Source organism: Cyclobacterium xiamenense, from assembly GCF_042140265.1.
GTDB classification, from domain to species: Bacteria; Bacteroidota; Bacteroidia; order Cytophagales; family Cyclobacteriaceae; genus Cyclobacterium; species Cyclobacterium xiamenense_A.
Map to the genome: position 1 here is coordinate 1,231,417 of NZ_CP159481.1, position 18,949 is coordinate 1,250,365.

At 49.3% G+C, this 18,949-nt stretch carries 20 protein-coding genes; 18 read left to right on the forward strand and 2 right to left on the reverse strand.

What is annotated here, in order from left to right:
• The first annotated feature begins 377 nt into the window (after positions 1-377).
• The 5 genes from ABWH99_RS05270 (at position 378) to ABWH99_RS05290 (ending at position 3,750) form a co-directional block, all read left to right on the forward strand.
• Entirely contained in the window at positions 378-1,238 is an 861-nt protein-coding gene (locus tag ABWH99_RS05270) for a GIY-YIG nuclease family protein (protein ID WP_375585249.1), read from the forward strand.
• Between the two features lie 19 nt (positions 1,239-1,257).
• Positions 1,258-1,962 (forward strand): endonuclease/exonuclease/phosphatase family protein, encoded by a 705-nt coding sequence (locus ABWH99_RS05275; protein WP_375585250.1) that lies wholly within the window; start codon positions 1,258-1,260, stop codon positions 1,960-1,962.
• Positions 1,963-2,090: 128 nt separating this feature from the next.
• Positions 2,091-2,669: a YdeI family protein gene (locus tag ABWH99_RS05280; RefSeq protein WP_375585251.1), complete on the forward strand. Its 579-nt coding sequence runs from the start codon at positions 2,091-2,093 to the stop codon at positions 2,667-2,669.
• Positions 2,666-2,833, forward strand: a complete 168-nt coding sequence (locus ABWH99_RS05285; protein WP_375585252.1) for a hypothetical protein — start codon at positions 2,666-2,668, stop codon at positions 2,831-2,833. The genes ABWH99_RS05280 and ABWH99_RS05285 overlap by 4 nt, the downstream gene beginning before the upstream one ends.
• Positions 2,830-3,750 carry an alpha/beta hydrolase family esterase gene (locus ABWH99_RS05290; RefSeq protein ID WP_375585253.1) on the forward strand — a complete coding sequence of 307 codons (921 nt, stop codon included), beginning with the start codon at positions 2,830-2,832 and terminating at the stop codon, positions 3,748-3,750. The genes ABWH99_RS05285 and ABWH99_RS05290 overlap by 4 nt, the downstream gene beginning before the upstream one ends.
• A gap of 150 nt (positions 3,751-3,900) precedes the next feature.
• Here the strand turns inward: ABWH99_RS05290 and ABWH99_RS05295 are convergent, their stop codons facing one another.
• Positions 3,901-4,263: a MerR family transcriptional regulator gene (locus ABWH99_RS05295; RefSeq protein ID WP_375585254.1), complete on the reverse strand. Its 363-nt coding sequence runs from the start codon at positions 4,261-4,263 to the stop codon at positions 3,901-3,903.
• Between the two features lie 96 nt (positions 4,264-4,359).
• On the opposite strand from ABWH99_RS05295, the gene ABWH99_RS05300 reads away from it, so the two are divergent.
• The 13 genes from ABWH99_RS05300 to ABWH99_RS05360 all read left to right on the forward strand — a co-directional run bounded on the left by ABWH99_RS05300 (position 4,360) and on the right by ABWH99_RS05360 (position 16,823).
• Positions 4,360-4,767, forward strand: a complete 408-nt coding sequence (locus tag ABWH99_RS05300) for a hypothetical protein (protein ID WP_375585255.1) — start codon at positions 4,360-4,362, stop codon at positions 4,765-4,767.
• Positions 4,760-5,245 carry a hypothetical protein gene (locus tag ABWH99_RS05305; RefSeq protein ID WP_375585256.1) on the forward strand — a complete coding sequence of 162 codons (486 nt, stop codon included), beginning with the start codon at positions 4,760-4,762 and terminating at the stop codon, positions 5,243-5,245. Before ABWH99_RS05300 ends, ABWH99_RS05305 begins: the two co-directional genes overlap by 8 nt.
• 70 nt (positions 5,246-5,315) lie before the next feature.
• Positions 5,316-7,889, forward strand: a complete 2,574-nt coding sequence (locus tag ABWH99_RS05310; RefSeq protein WP_375585257.1) for a penicillin acylase family protein — start codon at positions 5,316-5,318, stop codon at positions 7,887-7,889.
• 223 nt (positions 7,890-8,112) lie between these two features.
• Positions 8,113-8,643 carry a DUF1643 domain-containing protein gene (locus tag ABWH99_RS05315; RefSeq protein WP_375585258.1) on the forward strand — a complete coding sequence of 177 codons (531 nt, stop codon included), beginning with the start codon at positions 8,113-8,115 and terminating at the stop codon, positions 8,641-8,643.
• Positions 8,644-9,004: 361 nt separating this feature from the next.
• The gene (locus ABWH99_RS05320; RefSeq protein WP_375585259.1) at positions 9,005-9,802 is read left to right on the forward strand and encodes a LytTR family transcriptional regulator DNA-binding domain-containing protein; all 798 of its coding nucleotides are present in this window, start codon (positions 9,005-9,007) and stop codon (positions 9,800-9,802) included.
• Positions 9,803-9,901: 99 nt separating this feature from the next.
• Complete coding sequence (locus ABWH99_RS05325) at positions 9,902-11,059, forward strand: serine hydrolase domain-containing protein (RefSeq protein ID WP_375585260.1); 1,158 nt, start codon at positions 9,902-9,904, stop codon at positions 11,057-11,059.
• A complete protein-coding gene (locus ABWH99_RS05330) occupies positions 11,056-11,772 on the forward strand; it encodes a hypothetical protein (protein WP_375585261.1) in 717 nt (238 codons plus the stop codon). Before ABWH99_RS05325 ends, ABWH99_RS05330 begins: the two co-directional genes overlap by 4 nt.
• A 305-nt stretch (positions 11,773-12,077) precedes the next feature.
• Entirely contained in the window at positions 12,078-13,052 is a 975-nt protein-coding gene (locus ABWH99_RS05335) for an NAD(P)-dependent alcohol dehydrogenase (protein WP_375585262.1), read from the forward strand.
• 64 nt (positions 13,053-13,116) lie between these two features.
• Complete coding sequence (locus ABWH99_RS05340; protein WP_375585263.1) at positions 13,117-13,287, forward strand: hypothetical protein; 171 nt, start codon at positions 13,117-13,119, stop codon at positions 13,285-13,287.
• Positions 13,288-13,407: 120 nt separating this feature from the next.
• Positions 13,408-14,439: a serine hydrolase domain-containing protein gene (locus ABWH99_RS05345; RefSeq protein ID WP_375585264.1), complete on the forward strand. Its 1,032-nt coding sequence runs from the start codon at positions 13,408-13,410 to the stop codon at positions 14,437-14,439.
• A 133-nt stretch (positions 14,440-14,572) separates the two neighbouring features.
• Positions 14,573-15,163, forward strand: coding sequence for a hypothetical protein (locus ABWH99_RS05350; RefSeq protein WP_375585265.1), 591 nt, complete (start codon positions 14,573-14,575; stop codon positions 15,161-15,163).
• 246 nt (positions 15,164-15,409) lie between these two features.
• Positions 15,410-15,781, forward strand: coding sequence for a VOC family protein (locus ABWH99_RS05355; RefSeq protein WP_375586545.1), 372 nt, complete (start codon positions 15,410-15,412; stop codon positions 15,779-15,781).
• 574 nt (positions 15,782-16,355) lie between these two features.
• Positions 16,356-16,823, forward strand: a complete 468-nt coding sequence (locus ABWH99_RS05360) for a DinB family protein (RefSeq protein WP_375585266.1) — start codon at positions 16,356-16,358, stop codon at positions 16,821-16,823.
• A 23-nt stretch (positions 16,824-16,846) separates the two neighbouring features.
• Here ABWH99_RS05360 and ABWH99_RS05365 read toward each other — a convergent pair whose 3' ends face one another.
• A complete protein-coding gene (locus tag ABWH99_RS05365; RefSeq protein WP_375585267.1) occupies positions 16,847-18,895 on the reverse strand; it encodes a helix-turn-helix domain-containing protein in 2,049 nt (682 codons plus the stop codon).
• Positions 18,896-18,949: the final 54 nt, after the last annotated feature.

The window sequence follows — 18,949 nt, forward strand, 5'->3', positions numbered from 1 at the left end:
CTTCGATACGCTCCGTGTACCCGCAGAGGAGAAGAGAGTGGGGAGCTAGCAACCGAAGCAACAGCTAGAGGCAGTTCAGCAAAAATGGATTCCAGAAACGGCAGCCGGTGCAGCGGCACCGGCATCTTTCCCCCGCACCGCTGCTGCCAGGGCTGCCCGGTATTTTCGGGGATGGAGCAATCGGCTTTCATATTAACCCCCGAACCCTGTAACGAACCGGTTGTATGAATGGGCTTTAAAAGCTAATGAAAGAATAGAGTACGTAAGGAGAATTTTTGTACGAAATGATTAATTTAGGCTTGGATTTGCATACAAGAATTTAGCTAACCAAATGATTCTTGAAATAAGGGTCTTTATATACACGTTGATAATAGACTATGAAATTTGGTAAAACCATTAAGCTTTTTCTAATCGACGGAGAACCTAACGGCAGAATGACGTGTGAACTTTCAAATTGGACAGGAAAGGCATATAAGATTCCACGAATAAAAATTAAGGATTGCTCGGATAGACCCGACCTGCTCAACCCTGGCATTTATTTGCTTTTTGGTAAAGATGAGACCGGTAAAGATCTGGTATATATCGGTGAAGCAGAAACGGTTTTCAAACGACTGATTCAGCAACTAACTCAGAAGGACTTTTGGAACGAAGCCATTGTGTTTATTAGTAAGGATGAAAATTTGAATAAAGCCCATATAAAGTACCTTGAAAACAGGCTTTTTGAATTGGCGAAGATTGTAAACAGATACCATATTGAAAATGCCACAATACCCACCCAATCCTCAATTGCTGAATCAGATAGGGCGGAAATGGAGGAGTTCATTGAGAATATCAAAACGCTTATCAATACGCTCGGGCACAAGGTGTTCGAGGTCAAAAGAGAACTTAAAACCCCAAGACAGGAGGCATCAGAGACCTTTTTCATCAAAGCAGCCAGGGGAGCGGATGCGAAAGGAGAACCCACTTCGGACGGCTTTGTAGTCTTTCTGGGCTCGAAAGCAGCAAATTCAATTGTACCTTCCATGACGGACAATTTCAAGAGACTGCGTGAGCAGCTCATCGAAAACGGTATATTGGTAAGAAACGAAAACTGGCTTGAGTTTTCAGAAGATTACGTTTTTTCTAGTCCATCAACCGCTGCAGTGATGGTAATGGGTAGAAATGCAAATGGACTTACGGAGTGGAAATTGAACAGCGGAATTACATTAAAAGAATTTGAATCCAATAAAGCCATCTAAAACTAAAAACGTTTTCTAAATGAAATTGGTGACATGGAATTGCAATGGCGCATTGAGAAAGAAATTCCATGAGATTTCAACCCTAGATGCTGACATTTACCTGATACAAGAATGCGAGGACCCGTTGCGGTCTAACGACAAGTCTTACCGTAAATGGTCTGAGAACCACCTGTGGGCTGGCGAAAATAAAAATAAGGGAATTGGAATTTTTGCTTCTCATTCTTATACGCTCGAACCGTTGAACTGGAGCGATCAATATGAAGATCACTCGGTAAAACACTTCCTTCCTTGTTTGGTGAATAAAGAAATTCAGCTGCTGGCCGTTTGGACACATCATAACAACTCACCAACATTCGGATACATCGGGCAATTCTGGAAATACCTTCAAATCAATAAGGATAATTTCGAGAACATCATTATTGCAGGCGATTTTAACAGCAATGTTATTTGGGATAAATGGGATCGATGGTGGAACCACTCGGATTGCTCTAATCAACTGGAAGCGATAGGAGTAGTCAGTGCTTATCACCAATTGACGAAAGAACCACCGGGACACGAAAAAAAACCGACGTTTTTTCTACAACGAAATACCGATAAGCCCTACCATATAGACTATTTTTACTTATCCAAGAGTTTCCTAACAAACAAATCAAAGATTTTGGTAGGTGAACAATCGCAGTGGCTCTATTTCAGCGATCATTTGCCTGTCACTCTCGAATTTTAAAGTTTTAATGCTGAATTTAATGCAGACAGATGCTATCTGTTGGGAAAGATTGAATTACTAATACCTAGAATTTGACGTCTTGCCTGACCTACCGTTTGTAATCTGGCATCGATTTGCACAAAAAGAAAATGACGAAAACCGAAAATTTCGAAAAAGTGGAGGTTTCTTCTCCGGAAGAACTCCGGTCCTGGCTGATGCAGCATCACCGGCAACCGCAGAGCGTCTGGCTGGTCACCTGGAAGAAAGGCGAGCCGCAACGCTACGTTTCGAGAGAAGAAGTGCTCGATGAGCTGCTTTGCTTCGGATGGATCGATGGCATCCGGCGAAAACTGGACGCACAACGGACCATGCAATTGATCGCCAAAAGAAAGGTGGAACATTGGGCAGGAACGTACAAAGAGCGGGCAGCAAAACTTATTGCAGCCGGAAAAATGCACGAATCGGGGTTAAAAGCCATTGAAAGCTCCAAAGCAAACGGACTTTGGGACTTCATGCAGGACGTAGATCAATTGATTGTTCCCCAGGACCTGTCCGATGGGCTCGCAAGGCACCCGGGGGCGACCGCCTTTTTTGATGGAATCAATCCCTCCAGCAAACGGTTTGTATTGAGATGGCTCAAACTGGCCCGGACCGAAAAAACCAGGCAAAAAAGAATCGAACAACTCGCCCAGCTGGCTGCCAGGGGTGAAAAATTGCCGGGAAGTTGACAGAAAAAACAAAGGTGATTGCACTGGCTGCAGCACATGTGGGGGGATGGCTGAAAAAGAAAGCAGAGGACCTAAAAAATATTCCGTTCGGTACCCTGGGATTCGCTGTCAATAGTTCGTACCTTCTATGGCCGCAGGCAACGATTGAAACGAAATTCAAATGAAGAAATTTTTATACCTGGCAGCGATTTTTACGTTCCTGGCTTGCAGCCTAGCAGAGGAGGGTTCTACTGCCGATCCCGCCCTTGCCTTGGCGTATCATGATTCAATGATTTTTGACGGGATCGAGAGAACCTTCTTTGTTCATTTGCCTGAAAATTATCGTCCCAGTGTTTCCTACCCGCTGATTTTTGCGATGCACGGGGGTGGTGCACTGGGTTACGAGGGCATTGAAGCTCAGTCAGGATTGTCTGAACTTTCTGATGCAGAAAACTTTATTGTTGTCTATCCGGAAGGCCTGAAACGATTGGGTTTCAGGACCTGGAATGCGGGAGACTGTTGCCCCTCGGCGACCTTGCTCGGAACAGACGATGCTGGGTTTATCGTTTCACTCCTAGAAAAATTAAACCAGGATCTATCCATTGATAACAAAAAAGTGTACGCAACCGGATTTTCAAATGGGGGGCAGTTGGCCTATGCCCTGGCGAACCGGTACCCCCATACTTTTGCGGCGGTATCGGCTGTTGCCGGCGTGCTGCAGGATTTTCCATTTAATCCGGTTAGAAAAGTCCCGATCATCCATTTCCATTCCTATCAAGATGCAACGGCTCCCTATTTCGGAGGTTTTTCTGACGCCTCGTTCATTACCTTTACATTTCCATCGGTCGATTCAACACTGATGCTGATAGCAAAGGACTACAAGTGCAACCGCATCAAACAGACTGTTTTTGCCGATTCAGCTACCTACGACTTTTTCAGGTACTCGGACTGCGATACCGATGTTCAAATTGACCTGTATGTCAGTCGGGACGGGGGCCATACCTGGCCGGGAGGACAAGCTTTCGCAACGATGCCGGTTACCAGGCATGTTGACGCAAGTTCGTTAATGTGGGAGTTTTTCAAAAGCTACGAGCTCCCCTGAAAAGACCTGCTGCCAAGGCGATCCCTCGTAGCGGTCCTTTTTCAGGTAGCCCTTTCCCTGCCGGTGAATCGGTGCATGGGAACGGTAACAGGACCCAGGGTTGGCAGGGCTCTGCTTGTGATCTGGGGCAAAATACCTAGCGATTGCCGGTTAGCATTTACCGTTTTTAACGTCTTCGATGCCCGCTAGTAGCAGTTTTCTGACTTCTTTCAATTGGTCAATCCTGCGATCGATTTCGTTGATCTTTGCCCTCAAAACGGCCTCCTTCTTTTCTTGCGGTAGCCGATCGCTGAACCAGTCTTCCAGCAAGTCCTTTATTTCGGCTAAGGTAAAGCCAATTTGCTTTGCTTCCCTGATCAGTTCGATCCTCTCCACGATACCCTCATCGTATTGCTTGTAGTTATTCGTGGTTACCGTCTCGTCGGCTTTGCCGGCAAACAGCCCGTAGTTTTCATAGTACCGCAGCGTATGAATGCTGACGCCGGTTCGCTTGGCTAATTCACTTATCAACATGGTTCAATGAAAATTTATTTAAAGTATAGACCATACACTATACTTGTGACCCGCAAAGATAGGTGATATCTTGACTTTCTACCCCACCATCCATCGATGAAAAAACTACTGGATTTAAAATTTCTATTCACGGCGGTCGCCGTTTTGGAATTCTTCTATTTCGCCGCAGCGATGCTGCCCCCTTCGCTCATACCCCTTGCCACCGGCTGGAATCTGGGGCCAGACGGGCATTGGATCGCCAAATTGATCGGCCTGTCCCTGGGTACCATGGGCTATTTTGCCTGGATATTTCGAAAAAAACCTCATTTGGGTGTGGCCAGGGGCCTTGCCTTTTACCAACTGGCAAGTGCCACCATGGATTGGCTGATGTGGTGGCTGCTGGAAGCAGAAGGGATATTCCAGACCAGGCTGGCCAAAACCACGGTGGTGGTGGCGATTGCCTCCCATTACTTTCTTGGAGTGCTTCTGATCTTCGCCATAAAAAAAGCTGAAAAAAATGGATAATGTAGCCGCGTATTTCCTGGAAGAAAAACAGCAATGCCTGGCGGGGGCCGTATTCTCCGTGCTCGTCATCGGTACCGCAGTATTTTTTATGTTTCAGGAAAGACCCTTCCTGAAAGGCATGGCCCAGGCCGCCCTGCCCCTGGCGCTGTTGCTGCTGCTGATTTGTATCGCGGTCGTACTCAGGGTTCCGAAAGATATCCAACGGGTGCAAGCCTTATCGACCGAAAGCTCCCGGGGAATAGCCGGGGAGGAGATTCCCCGCATGGAGCAGGTGATGAAAAACTTCCGTACGATCAAACGAGTCGAATCCGGAATCGTTCTGATCGGTTTGGTAGGGATGCTGGTCTTTTGGCGCGATGAATGGCTGCGGGGCCTGGGGTTTGGACTGCTGATGATGGGCCTGGGCCTGTTTACCTTTGACCAGTTGGCAGAAACCCGCGGCGAATCCTATTTGCAATTCCTGAAAACCTTGCGCTAGGTAGTTCCCGGTACCCCTTGAACCCGGTACCGGCTGGCATTGGGCAATCCGTATTTTTGCCGTATATTGAATGCAGGGAAAAATGGGTGGCGCATCCTCCCGAAGTATATTGCCCTGGGAATGGGCTCCCCTTAGCGCAGAAGAAGTATTCCGGTCGATCCCCGCCAAAGGACAGTTCTTTGCGGAAGGGCTTGGTCAGGCGTCCCTGTTCGCTCGTTTTTCCCCTCTTTCGTTCACCGCACCAACCAAAAAACTCATGAGAGTCCTTGCCCTTGCCTTCTTCCTGCCCCTTCTTTGGGCCTGCGAATCCAACCCTACCGAGGGGATCTCCCTTCCCGGCCTGCAGGAACCCGTAGAAATCCTCCGCGATCCATGGGGCGTCAATCACATCTACGCCAAGAACCAACACGATTTGTTTTTTGCCCAGGGATATGCCGCCGCCAAAGACCGGCTTTTTCAATTTGAGATCTGGAGAAGGCAGGCCACCGGCACGGTAGCCGAGATCCTGGGACCCGCCGAATTGCAGCGGGACATCGGCACCCGGCTGTTTCGTTTTCGCGGAGACATGCAGGAGGAAATGAATCACTACCATCCCGAAGGCGAAGCCATCATTAGGGCCTATACGGAGGGGGTCAATGCTTACATTGAGGAAATCCGGTCCAGACCCGATGCGCTTCCCCTGCCTTTCCGGATGCTTGGGATCCTGCCGGAAAAATGGACATCCGAGGTGGTGATATCCCGGCATCAGGGGCTGCTGGGAAATATAGAAGAGGAACTGAACCTGGGGCGGGCCGTGGCGCGCCTGGGTGAAGCGCAGGTCAAAGACCTGAAGTGGTTTCATCCCAAAAACCCCGATATTGCCCTGGATCCGCAGATTGAGCCGGAAGGGTTGTTTGCCAATGTTCTGGCCCTGTACAAGGCCTACCGAACCCCCCTTTCCTTCCGGCCTGCCGATATCCTGCCCGACTACCGTGATCCGGAGATGGGCAGCGCGGAAGAAACCGCGGGTCTTGCGGAGGAGGCGCCTTTTTCCCTGGGCAGCAACAACTGGGTGGTAGACGGTTCGCGTACCGCCAGCGGGCATCCCTACATGGCCAACGATCCGCACCGGACCATCGCCGTTCCCTCGCTGCGCTACATGGTGCATCTGAATGCCCCCGGATGGGATGTAATCGGGGGAGGGGAACCCGAGATCCCCGGCATTTCCATCGGCCATAACGGCTACGGGGCCTGGGGACTCACCGTGTTTCGGACGGACGGGGAAGACCTGTACGTGTACGAGCTGAATCCGGAGAATCCCAACCAATACCGCTACGATGGGGCCTGGGAGGACATGGAGATCCTTACCGAGACCATCCCGGTAAAGGGCCAGGAGGATCAGGAAGTTAGCCTGCGCTACACCTGTCACGGACCGGTGACCTATGTAGACTCCGTGCACCACAGAGCCTATGCGGTACGCTGTGCCTGGCTGGAACCCGGAGGTGCTCCCTACCTGGCTTCCCTGCGCATGGACCAGGCAAAAAGCTGGGAAGAGTTTCGGGAGGCCTGTGCCTACAGTCATATTCCGGGGGAGAACATGGTCTGGGCAGACAAGGACGGTACCATTGGCTGGCAGGCCGTGGGCATCGCGCCCATTCGGCGGAATTTCAGCGGCCTGGTGCCCGTACCGGGAGACGGGAGCTACGAGTGGGAGGGCTACCTGCCCATTCCCCAAAAGCCCCATACCGTCAATCCCCCGGAAGGCTACGTTGCTACCGCCAATCAAAACGTGACGCCTGCCGACTATACCCATTGGGAGGCGATCGGCTTTTCCTGGTCGGATCCCTTTCGCGGCGATCGGGTGGAGGAAGTACTGGAAGCGAAGAATGCCGTCACCATGGAAGACATGAAAGCACTGCAGGTAGACTACCTCAGCATTCCCGCCCGGCTGCTGGTACCTTACCTGCTGGATCTTTCCCTTTCCGGCAAGGCGGCAGCCGACCGGGACCGGCTGCGGGGCTGGGACCATAGGCTGGACCCCAACTCCATTCCGGCCGCCATTTACGTGGCCTTTGAAGATGCGCTGCTGCGGCTGGCTAGCGAACGCCTGGTGCCGGAAGTCGGAAGAGAGGCCATCGGCCGGATCCAATTGAAGAAAATCCTGGACTGGATCGCTGCTCCGGACGGACGCTTTGGCCCTGATCCGGAGGCAGGCCGGGACCGCCTGCTGGCAGAGGCCTTTGCGCAGGGATTGGCCGACCTGGAGGAAAACCTGGGAGCGAACCGGGATGCCTGGCAGTACGGGCAGGAGCGCTTCAAGCACGTGTACCTGGTCCACAGCCTGGGAGCAATTGGGAATGAGCAGGTAAAGGCCCAACTAAATTTGGGACCTTTGCCGCGGGGCGGCAATGCCTACACCCCCGGCTCCACGGGGAGCAACAAGCGGCAAAGTTCCGGTGCTTCCTTTCGGATCATTGTGAACACGGGAGACTGGGACGCCACGCAGGCCAGCAATGCCCCCGGTCAGTCCGGCGATCCCGACAGTCCTTTTTACGCCAATTTATTCGAATCCTGGGCCAGGGATGAGTATTTTCCCCTGTACTATTCCCGGGAAAAAATCGATTCCGTGGCCGTGGAAAGGACGGTTCTGGGCCCGGGGAGGTAGTATGTTGGGGGCATGGATGGAGAGCCGGTGAGAAGGGTTCCATTTAGAGGATTGGGAGCTATGTTTTCCTGTTTTCTGTGCAAAAGGGTACCGGGCCGCTGGTTTTTGCCTCCGAATTTCTTAATTTAAAAGCGAAAACGGGTAAGGTGTTTTGCTTATCGTACCCATACACGCAACTTAGCTCCAAAACAGAGCTGTGTTGGGATGTTTGCAAACATTCAAAATGGACTACAACGTTGATATATACGAGGGTGATAGTTTGAATCGTTTTGTTCTCTCTACGAAGGGATCAAACCCTTTGTTCGTGATTGGGCTTAATCCCAACAAGGCTAATGATGAAACCCCTGATCATACAATTAAAAAAGTTCATGGATTTGCAATTCGAAACAATTATGATAGCTTCATGATGCTTAACCTTTACGCTCAAAGGACACTTTATCCGGAAGCACTACATAAAGAGATTAAAAGAGAGCTTCACCAAGAGAATATAACTCAAATTCAGTCAGTGCTAAAAAACATAAAATCAGCCTCATTTTTAGCGGCATGGGGTGGAAATATTAAAATACGCAGCTACCTCTTGATGTGTCTCAATGATCTAGTTGGGGTAACATCAAATCACAATATTAATTGGATTAAAATAGGCGATCTAACAAAGAGCCTACATCCTCGACATCCCTCCAGGCCCGGATATAATCAAGGCCTATCAAAATTCGACTTACAGGCATATATGAAAATTCAAGGATGGGAAAGATAAAATGCACGGTTTGCCACCAAAAGCTAAGTGCAAGATGGTGATAAATTTTATGCCACCCGTTCCGGTTTTTGCCTGCCATTGATTCCGGTTCATTCTGTGCCAATTTACTGAAGCCTATCCGGACCTAAAACGCTTCGTTTTGTGCCAGTCATATCGGTTCGAACCGTGCGACTTTGAAAGATCATGTTTAACCGGTTTTAGGTAAACCCCCTATTTCAAGTTTCGGGTTCAGTCAATAAACCTGTGGCATGAAAAGGCAAGGCCGCATTACGAGTCGCTTGTTTGAACAAGCCCCGCAAGTCCCTATATTGTCTTTTGTAAATCTTTTTGTGGCAAACCATCCGCGTAAAAATGACTGAAGATGAGCAAGGAGCATTTTGCATTTGTAAAAAGGAGCTTCGGAATGGGCTTTGTTCCCAGGCTCTTTCCCGCAATTTTTGGCCTTATTTCCGGCTTTTCGGTGTTTTATTTTTTGTATTTTTTCGGAGCATACGGTATACAGCAAGGATTGTCTTATTCGGGCCATACCCATCTTTTTCGAAGCATCAGTTTTGGCTTGTTGACCTTTGTGTACCTGACCGCTTTTGAAGGCTGGATCCAGCCAAAATTGACGCTTACCCGGCCTCACCATTTCCTTCTCTGGTACCTGAGTTTGGTGGTACTGGGAAGCCATCTTATTTTTCTCTTATTTAATTTCTTCTGGAATTGGCAGGAATGGACCCTGCGATCCTATGGACTGATCATGAAGGAGTTTCCTTTAATGATGGGCCTGCCGGTTTTCTTTTATTTGGTACTTAAGCGGATTGCCATTCCCCAAACGCCGACGATCCCTTTCCTCACCTTTCAATCGGAAAACGGGAAAGATCGGTTGCGACTGAAGCTTCGGTACTTTCTCTATGCCAACTCCTCGGAAAACTACATTACCATTGCTTACATCTCAGACGGAAAGGCCAAACAACACCTTATTCGCAAACCGCTGAAAGCCCTGGAACAAGAGCTGAGCGCTTACCCCGAAATCTTGCGTACGCATCGAAGTTACCTGGTCAATCGCCCCAACATACAGGCCGTGAAACAAGTCAAAGAAAAACTTTTTCTGGAGGTCCAAGGGACCGCTGTACCCGTATCCAAACCCTATCGGCAACAGTTTCTCAAGGACTGATTTTTATTCGTCACAAATAGGCGCTTTTTATCCCTAAGCCGCCCTTTCACTCGCCAAATCAGGTTTACAGCGCACATCTTTACTGAAAATGAAAATTTCATGAAAAAGCTATTCTACCTGTTCTGTATATCCGGGATTGCGATGCTGATCGGCTGTCGGCAGGAAGGCAACCGCTCGCTGCATGGCGGAATGCCTACCACTTCCCAACAACTTGACTCTCTTTTCCAAAGCCATTTTGAGCAGGACCTCTTTCATGGTGGCGTGGTCATCACGCAATACGGGGAGAGTATCTATGAGAGCTATTGGGGTCTGGCCGATCGAAGTTGGGGCATTCCTTTCGATAAAGAGGTAAAACTTGATATCGCTTCGGTAAATAAATCGATGATTGCGGCCCTGGCCGTAAAAGCAGTGGAAGAAGAGCGGCTAAGGCTTGATGACCGTCTGGTGGCTTTGCTTTCCGGGTTTTCCTATCGGGGTCACTTTCATGCGGACATCACCTTGCACCAGCTGCTGACGCATACTGCCGGTTTAGCCGATTATGACGGGGTAGCGGAAGACTTGAGGCAGGATAATTTCCTTAAATTCAAACGCTCGCGATTTACCGATGCCGCCTACGTTGATTTCATCAGTCGGCTCGCACCGATCGGCGAACCGGGAAAGCAGTTTCATTACAGCAATTTCGCCTACCACCTGCTGGCAATCATCCTGGCCGATACCTATTCCAAACCGTTTGCAGAGCTGCTCAAAGAAAAACTCACCGAGCCATTAGGCCTGAGACACACGGTGTCAGAGGGGCTCAACGAACGCCTGATCCCTCGACTGGCACAAGCCTATACCTACCAAGCGTCCACCGGGGAATGGCTGGAAAACCCGTTCATCGACCTGAGCCTGAGCAGGAGGATATTCTCTACCGCTGCTGATCTGAGCCGTTGGGCTCGGGTGATGGACAACCCCGGTTGGCTGACAGCAGCATCCTTGGAATTGATACAGCAAAACCATCTGGCCGGCATCAGTAAAGATGTCAGCTATGGCTACGGCTGGGTCCTAGTTGATAAAGAAAACAAAAGTAAGATGGGTGATTTAGGCATCGATACACCCTACATCATTCACGGAGGCAGCACGGATGGCTACAAAGCCATGCTTATCAATATCAACCAGGGAGCATACGTGATCAGCTTCTTAAGCAATGTAGGAAACCGAACGAATGAAATGCATCTCGCTCAAAAAATTACCAAAATTGTAATGAGAAGACCATGAAGACAGAACTGAAAAGCCTGGCAATACTGACCTTAATCCTTGTTTCCTTTACCGCTCCCGCTCAACGGGAACGGATGCTGGGTCTCTGGTCGGTAGAAAAAGTAACGGTTGGTGAGGAAAACATGACCCCGGTGGCAAAGTGGACCCGGATCAACGCGGATGGCACCTATCAAGTCGGAAATGGCTGGCTGCAAAACGGAAGTGGGCGGTGGAAGTATGACGCAGAAAACAATCGCTACTCGGCCACCGATCCCTTAGCTTTAGCGGACGAATTCGGAGGTTTTTCCGTATCGTTTCATGGAACAAACATGCGCTGGCAACGAGCGGAGGAAGGGATGCAAGTTGAGGTATCTTTAGTGCCGATTGAAGAGCTGCCCCGGTCGCCTGCCGACTACCTGAAAGGCATTTGGGAATTGGTGGAAATCACCGAAAATGAAACATCCATTTTAGGGGATTTCGATCCGGAGAATACGCACAAACTATTCATCCGCTGGGACCGGATCTATCTTAATTTTACGCCGGAGGGAAACAGATGGACCGGGTATTGGCATATTCACGGGCATAAACCAGAAGTCACCCTGCTTCCTCACCAGGAAAATGGAACGGTCGAAAGCTGGCGGGTAACGGTCAATGAAAAAGAACTCCGGATGACGGGGATATCCGATAGCAACCAAACCATCAAGCGACACTATGTGAGACGGAATACCTTTTAGAATTGACGAAACACGCGTCGGGACATGGAATTCAAGCCGTGTATCCCTCCGGTCAATTGATTCGATTTAGCCAGTATTCTACGCCGGGAATGCTCGCGTTCGGCCCTTCTTTTTATACGTTTCCCGGTTGGCGGGCAGTAGCTGGAAGCGTTCCTGGTGTTGAGGCAGTTTTTGAATCCTTAATTTCGGGTTACCCTCTTTCTTTGGTACGGATATGTAATTCCGAACCTATTCCTGAGATTGCGAACACCTGCGCAGCTTTTTTCCCGCATCTTTGTTCTGTTAGTCACCAAAACACGTCAATCATGAAAGCGATCATCACAACGGGCTACGGCTCCCCGGAAGTATTTAAATTGGATAACGTAGCACCGCCAATTGCCAGGCCAAACGAGATCCTGGTTAGCATTCACGCTTCATCGGTAGCTAGAGCAGACGTCATGATGCGTACGGGAAGGCCCTATATCGGCCGTTTGATGCTCGGCCTCCTGAAGCCGAAAAACCCAATCTGGGGGACAGGTTTCGCCGGTATTGTAGCGTCAGTAGGTTCAGAGGTTTCCCAATTCAAGGTAGGCGATAGAGTGTTTGGTGAGAACATCGACACCATGGGCACCTATGCGGAATACGTAACCGTCCCTGAAGCCGGAATAGTCGCCCAGCTGCCGGATAATCTCAGCTTTGAAGAAGCGGCAGGCATGTGTGATGGCGGCATCACCTCCCTTAATTTCCTCCTCAACCTGGGTACTATTAAGGCAGGACAAAAGGTGCTCATCAATGGGGCTTCAGGTTCATTAGGGACCGCAGCCATTCAACTTGCGAAGCATTTTGGTGCCGAGGTAACCGGTGTTTGCAGCAACCGGAACATCCACCTGGTTAAAGAATTGGGAGCGGATCAGGTGATCGATTACACCAGGGAGGACTTTACCGGGAACAGCAATGCCTACGATCTGATCTACGATACCGTTGGGGCGCGGTCTTTTTCGGAATGCCGCCATGCATTGACAGAGAATGGAGTGTATGCCTCGCCTGTTCTGGGGATGCCCTTGTTGGGTGATACGATGCGCACTTCGCTTTTCGGGAAGAAAAAGGCGAAGTTTTCGGCTACCGGAGCGTTGCCCCTGAAAGAAACGAAGCGCCTGCTTGAGGTACTTCTCGGGATTATTGAAGCCGGGAATTTGAAAGGCATTCTCGATCGAAGCTATCCCCTGGAGCAACTAGCAGAAGCGCACAAATACGTGGAACAGGGGCACAAGCGAGGAAACGTGGTCCTGGCTGTAGCCTAAGTTGAACCCCTGCTGAATAGCACTTTTGGCTTCATCGGGATGGATCATCATTTATCAGAAAATTATGGAAAAGAAGGAAACAAAATACATTGCAGTGGGAATTGCGATGGGAACGGCCCTTGGCGCAGCCATAGGTATTGCCATGGGCAACCTTGCGATTGGCATTTCTCTGGGAATTGCCATTGGTGCTGCACTAGGGTATTCCCTGCAGCAAAAAGACAGCGACTCAGCCTAAGGTATAGACCGAAAGGTCCGCCGGTATGATTTACTGGCAAAAAATAAATGGAAAATGTCGACCTGTAGATCGGGCTGTGGAACCGGATAAAAACAAAGAAGCGTCTTAACTTGCCGAATCATGAAAAAGAAATATACCAAACAAGTGCTGAGAGTCGTCCTGATCCTTGGATCAATCGCCTCGCTCTTCTTTGTTCCCTGGCTGTTGGTAAAAGCCTGGATCCTTCCACTGCCCGATACCATTCCGGAACAGTTGGAGCAGGCAATTGCTCATGGGTTTGACGGGATGATCGTCTATATCGACCAGGGGGGCAAGGCACCGCAGCAGTATGCGGCTGGCTGGCACAACCGGGAATCCAAAACACCGGCCAAGCCCGATGCGCTGTTTAAAATTGCGAGTATCAGCAAGCTGTATGATGCAGTAGCCGTCACAAAACTGGTAGGTGATGGACGGCTTTCTCTTGATAAAACCCTAGCAGAGTACCTGCCGGAGCTTAAAGGGAAAATCCAGCATGCAGATAAAATCACGCTAAGGTTGATGATTCAGCACAGGAGCGGAATTCCCAATTTTACAGATGCACCGGGTTTCTGGGCTTCTCCCACCGAATCCTACGAAGAAAGCCTAGCATTGATACTGGGAAAACCGGCCAACTTTGAACCCGGTGAAGACTATGAATATTGCAACACCAATTACCTGTTGATCAACAAGATCATGGACGATGTGCTGGGGTATGGCAACTTTGAGTTTATCCGTGAGGAAATTTTAGACCCCCTTAAGCTCAGAAACACCTACCCATCGCTGAAAGAAGTAAATATAGCCGATGTAATGAGTGGCTACCATGTAGGATACGCGCCTGATCTCAAGACAAATGATCACGGGATGCACGCCACGGCAGCAGATGTGGGTGTTTTTCTGAGGGCCTTGAACGAGGGATCATTTTTTGAACCCGGAGAACAGGAACTATACGCTTCCATTTACGAGTACGAACATGGAGGCTGGGTTCCGGGCTACCAGAGTTTTGCAGCCTATCATAAGGATATAGATACCGTAATTGTTGCCTTCTACAGCACAACGGATCCTAAGCTTTACAATTGGAACCTGTCAGAAATAATCAACAATAGAATGGTTAAGATCATCCGAAAAAATAACTAGCCATACCCTGGTTAGCATCCATTCTCGGCCTCAGTAAGCGAGCGGGGAACCCATGTACACCATCGTCAAAACCGCCTGAACACACAAAAAAAGGGTGTAGGGCGTAGTAAACACATTCAAAATAGATCAAAAAATGAAAAGTTACATCCTATTATGTTTGGCATTGGTAATGATGGGTTCCTGTAGCCGTTCATTGCCATCTGATATCTCCCGGCAACCAACGCTTGCCGATTACAAGCTCGGTGAAAAATGGGTTTGGAAATACAAGGGCATTACCACGGAGGGAGAAGTCCGCTCGGATGGCGAAGATACCAGAGAAATAGTCACTATGGATGGCGTTTTAGGCATGACCATAGGAAATGATACCGTTCCTGTTACGGATATTGTCAGGCCCGATGCTAGCGATACACCGAAGTACGACTGGCCGTTGGAAGTGGGTAAAACCTGGAAATATGAAAACAACTGGACCAGCCAGGATGGAACAACAGGAAGCCAACGTCAGGAGGCAGAGGTATTGAGTTACCAGGAAGAAACGGTAGCGGCGGGAACATTCATGGCATACACCATAAAATACACCGGAAGAACCACCAATTCCAGAGGGTACAATGCCCATGAAGAGGAGGTTTGGTTGTATGCACCTGCGGTTAAAAATTTCATTAAACTGACCCAATCCCAGGGTGATTTTTTTTACGTGGAGGAATTGATCGAATACGCAAGACCTTAGTAATGCGCTTCGAATCCAGCAAGGCTCGTTTCTTTCCCCGCATTTTATCCCGCAAACTGCGCCATTTTGTACCAGAATTCCTTAAATTATGAATGGAAATGCCGAGGGGCCCGATAGCCGGGAAAGACCCTGCCTCCGCACCAGTACTTGGGTGGATGCAACTGCCGGGGCTGTCCATCGACGGCAGGCATAGCGAAATAAGCGACAATCCGTCCAGGAAAAAATAAAAAAAACATGGAAAACCAGATCAAATTAGGAGCCTTTTCGGTAAGCCTTGCCGTAAAGGACATTCGCCGTTCCAAGGAATTTTACGAGAAGTTGGGCTTCGAGGTATTCGCCGGCGAGCTGGAGAAAAATTACCTGATCATGAAAAACGAAGATTCGCTGATTGGTTTGTTTCAAGGGATGTTTGAAAACAACATCCTGACCTTCAATCCAGGATGGGATGCGAACGCACGCGAACTCGAGAAGTATGACGACGTACGAAAAATACAGCAACACCTCAAGGGAAAAGGCGTGGTACTGCAGGCAGAAGCGGATGAGACCACATCGGGTCCCGCCAGCATCACCATGCTGGACCCGGATGGAAATGTGATTTTGATCGACCAGCATGTCTGAGTCCGTGCCTTTGGAAGAGCGGGTCTTTTTTGCGGCCGGAAGCGGCTACGATACGAAGGGTAATCATCCGCAGGCCGGATAGGGGTAGTTTCCGGGCAGTAGTGGATCCGGACCGGCTCCCAAGAGATCTCCATCGAAAATGCGCAGCGGAATGGCTAAAAGAGGGTGATGCCCTGGCGGTTATTCGTCTAAAATCGGTGCCTCCAAAGGAAACGGCAAAAAAAGCAAGCGATTTTCATCCGAAATGATTAATTTGAAGACGAAAATTGATGCCGATTGGACTCGAATGCGATGGGTGAAAACGAATGGGAGTGAAAGTACATGGTTTAGACGAGGCGCAGGATTCGCTAATAGGCTAGGGTGGGACAGCGCGAAGAGACCGGTTTGACTATGAGCGTAAACGGGAGCTTATTGGTCTATGATCAAGACGGCTCGTAAACGAACCCAAGAACAACTGGCTGAGCTAATTGATGGATGAAATCATGTCCCCATACGCCCACCGCACCAAGCAAAGCGATGATTCTTGCGTAGGAGATGGCTGTAATGCGAAACGGCATTCCCGTAAACGAAGAAAATGACTCAATCTGAACTGATACTGTTACATTTTGCAGAAATAAGGAAAAGAAGCATTAAGCTTTGGAATGGTCTTCCGGAGAGCCATTATCATTGGAAACCCGACGAGAAAGCCATGACTGCCCTGGAAATGGTTAGGCACGTGTTGGAAGCCGATTATGGATGGAATCGTATCATCAGAAACGAGTGTATGATAAACTACCAAACACCCTGGAAAAATCGACCATTTAGCAGCGTTGCCGATGAACTTGAATTTGCCGAACCCCATAGAAATGCGTTTTTAAAAACGGTTGGCCAATTTTCGGATACGGAATTAACCCAAACCAAAATCGTTCACCCTGGAAATGGTGAGGAAAAAATTCTTGGAGCCTATCTACTACGGATTGGTTACCACGAATCGGTACACGCAGGACAGTTCCTTTCGTATTTACGAACGATGAAAATCAGTCGTCCGGAGATATGGGGCTAAAAAAAACTAAAACACGCCTGCCATCAAATCAATCCTTTGGCATCCAGTGATTTTTTGAGTGTTGCATGGTTTTCCCAAAACCGATCCTGTATCCGCTGCATCAGGGTCTCAAATTCCGGATGATCCTTGAGGGGGGCGATGAGCGGATCTTTTTCGAAAAATAAGAGGATCCAATATTGGTAATTGTCCTGGTTGGAAAAAATACGTAATTGCTCCATGGCCTCTTCTATTTTGCCTTCACGTGCGTGCAATACAGCCATGCTGGCGCTTTTGTAAATGGACTGGTCCTCCTCGCAGTATCGGGCATAGGCATCGAAAAATTCCCCCGCACGCTCGGGGTAGCCCATTTTCTCGTACACCAGCCCGATTTTGATATCCTCCTGGGGGTAAATGCCCAGTCCTTGTCTTTCCCTTTCGGTAACAAACTGCTCGTAATAGACAAAGGCGTTGGCATAGTCTTCCTGAAAATAATGCATTTTGGCCACTTCCTGAAGGATGTCCAGCCTACTGCTATCTCGTTGCCATTCCTGCAACAGCCTGTCCGTGGTGCGCTCCATGTTCCGATCTTTGGCATACAGAATATAGGCATGCAGGAAGGGGGCGTATTCATTGTCCGGATTAAATGCCAATGACCGGTTAATATACCGGATGGATTCGTCCACAAAGCCGGTTTGAATAAGCGCATTGCTTAGGTGCAGGTAGGTATAGCTTTTTGTGACCGAGTCTTGTCCGCCCACGTCCAATTGAACGCCTTTCAGGGCGTATTCCAGATACCGGGCAGTATTGGGCGTAATGCGAGCGTAAAAGTCCGCAAGCAACTGTACTACGGAAGAGGAGTTGGGATTGTATTCCAATGCTTTTTCCAGGTGAGGCAGGGCCAGACGAAACTCCTTTGCATGCAGGTAGTAAAGCGCTTTGGCGATCAGGCTTTCGGCAGATTTAGCGTCATACAGGAGCGCCTTGTCGGCGTAGTTGTTGATGCGGTCCGTGTACTGTTTCTCAATCTGATAGATGTCGAGGTAATAGTACGCAATGGCCAGGTTGGCGTAAGCCAATGCGAACTGCGGGTCTTCCTCCGTTGCCTTCTCGAGCAGGGGAATGGCCGCAAGCAGCCCCTCCCGATTTTGTTCATTCATATGTTCTAGGGCCTGCAAGTAATAATCGTACGCAATGAGGTTGTCCGTAGGCTGCTTTTCGATGCGTTCCAGTTCAGCAGGCGTCACCACTACTTTGATGGCATCGGTGATTTCGCCGGCAATTTCGTTTTGCAAGGCAAAAATGTCCCCCACTTGCCGGTTGTATTGTCCCGCCCAAACCGGTTGATCGGTTTCCGCCTCCACCAATTGGACGGTTAGTACTATCCGATCCCCAATCCGCTGCCCGCTACCTTCCAGGATATAGCTGACCTGAAGGGTTTCGGCGATTTGCGGAACCGGCAGGTCGGTGTTCCGGAATTGTTCTACCGAGGTTCGACTCACCACCCGCAAGTCTTCGATCTTTTGTAGTTTACTCAAGGCGGATTCCATCAACCCATTGACAAAATACAGGTTGGAGGAATCGCTGCTTTCGTTTTTAAAGGGCAAAACGGCTATGGACTTCTCCAGTGGCTTCTCGCTGTACAGCAGCAGGTTTTTTACCAAAAAAAAGGCTCCGGCAAGCGCCAGGACCACTAAGGCTGCCAAAAAAGGCATCCGGTATTTTTTTAGGATAGGCAAGCGGGCAGGGACTTTCTGACCCGCTTTTCTGGCTTCACCGGGCGCATGGCCGTACTGCTCCCGAAAGCATTTGATAAGATAGGAAGTGCTGCCAAAGCCTACCTCAAAGGAAATCTCTGAAACGGTCAACGAAGTTTGGTTCAGCAATTCCATTCCCTTTTTCAAACGCACCAGCCGGATGTACTGACTGGCGGAAAGATGGGTGTATTTCCTGATTTTCCGGAGCAGGTTGGATCGGCTCATGTGCATCGCTTCCGCCAGTTCGGACACCCCGAAGCCTTCCCGCGAAACATTGTCCAGGACAATGGCCTCTACGGCATCGATAAATGCTTCACCGGAAATGGATAGGTCGGACATGAGGATGCTTTTACGAACGAATTTACAAATAATTCCGACAATACGCAGGGATGG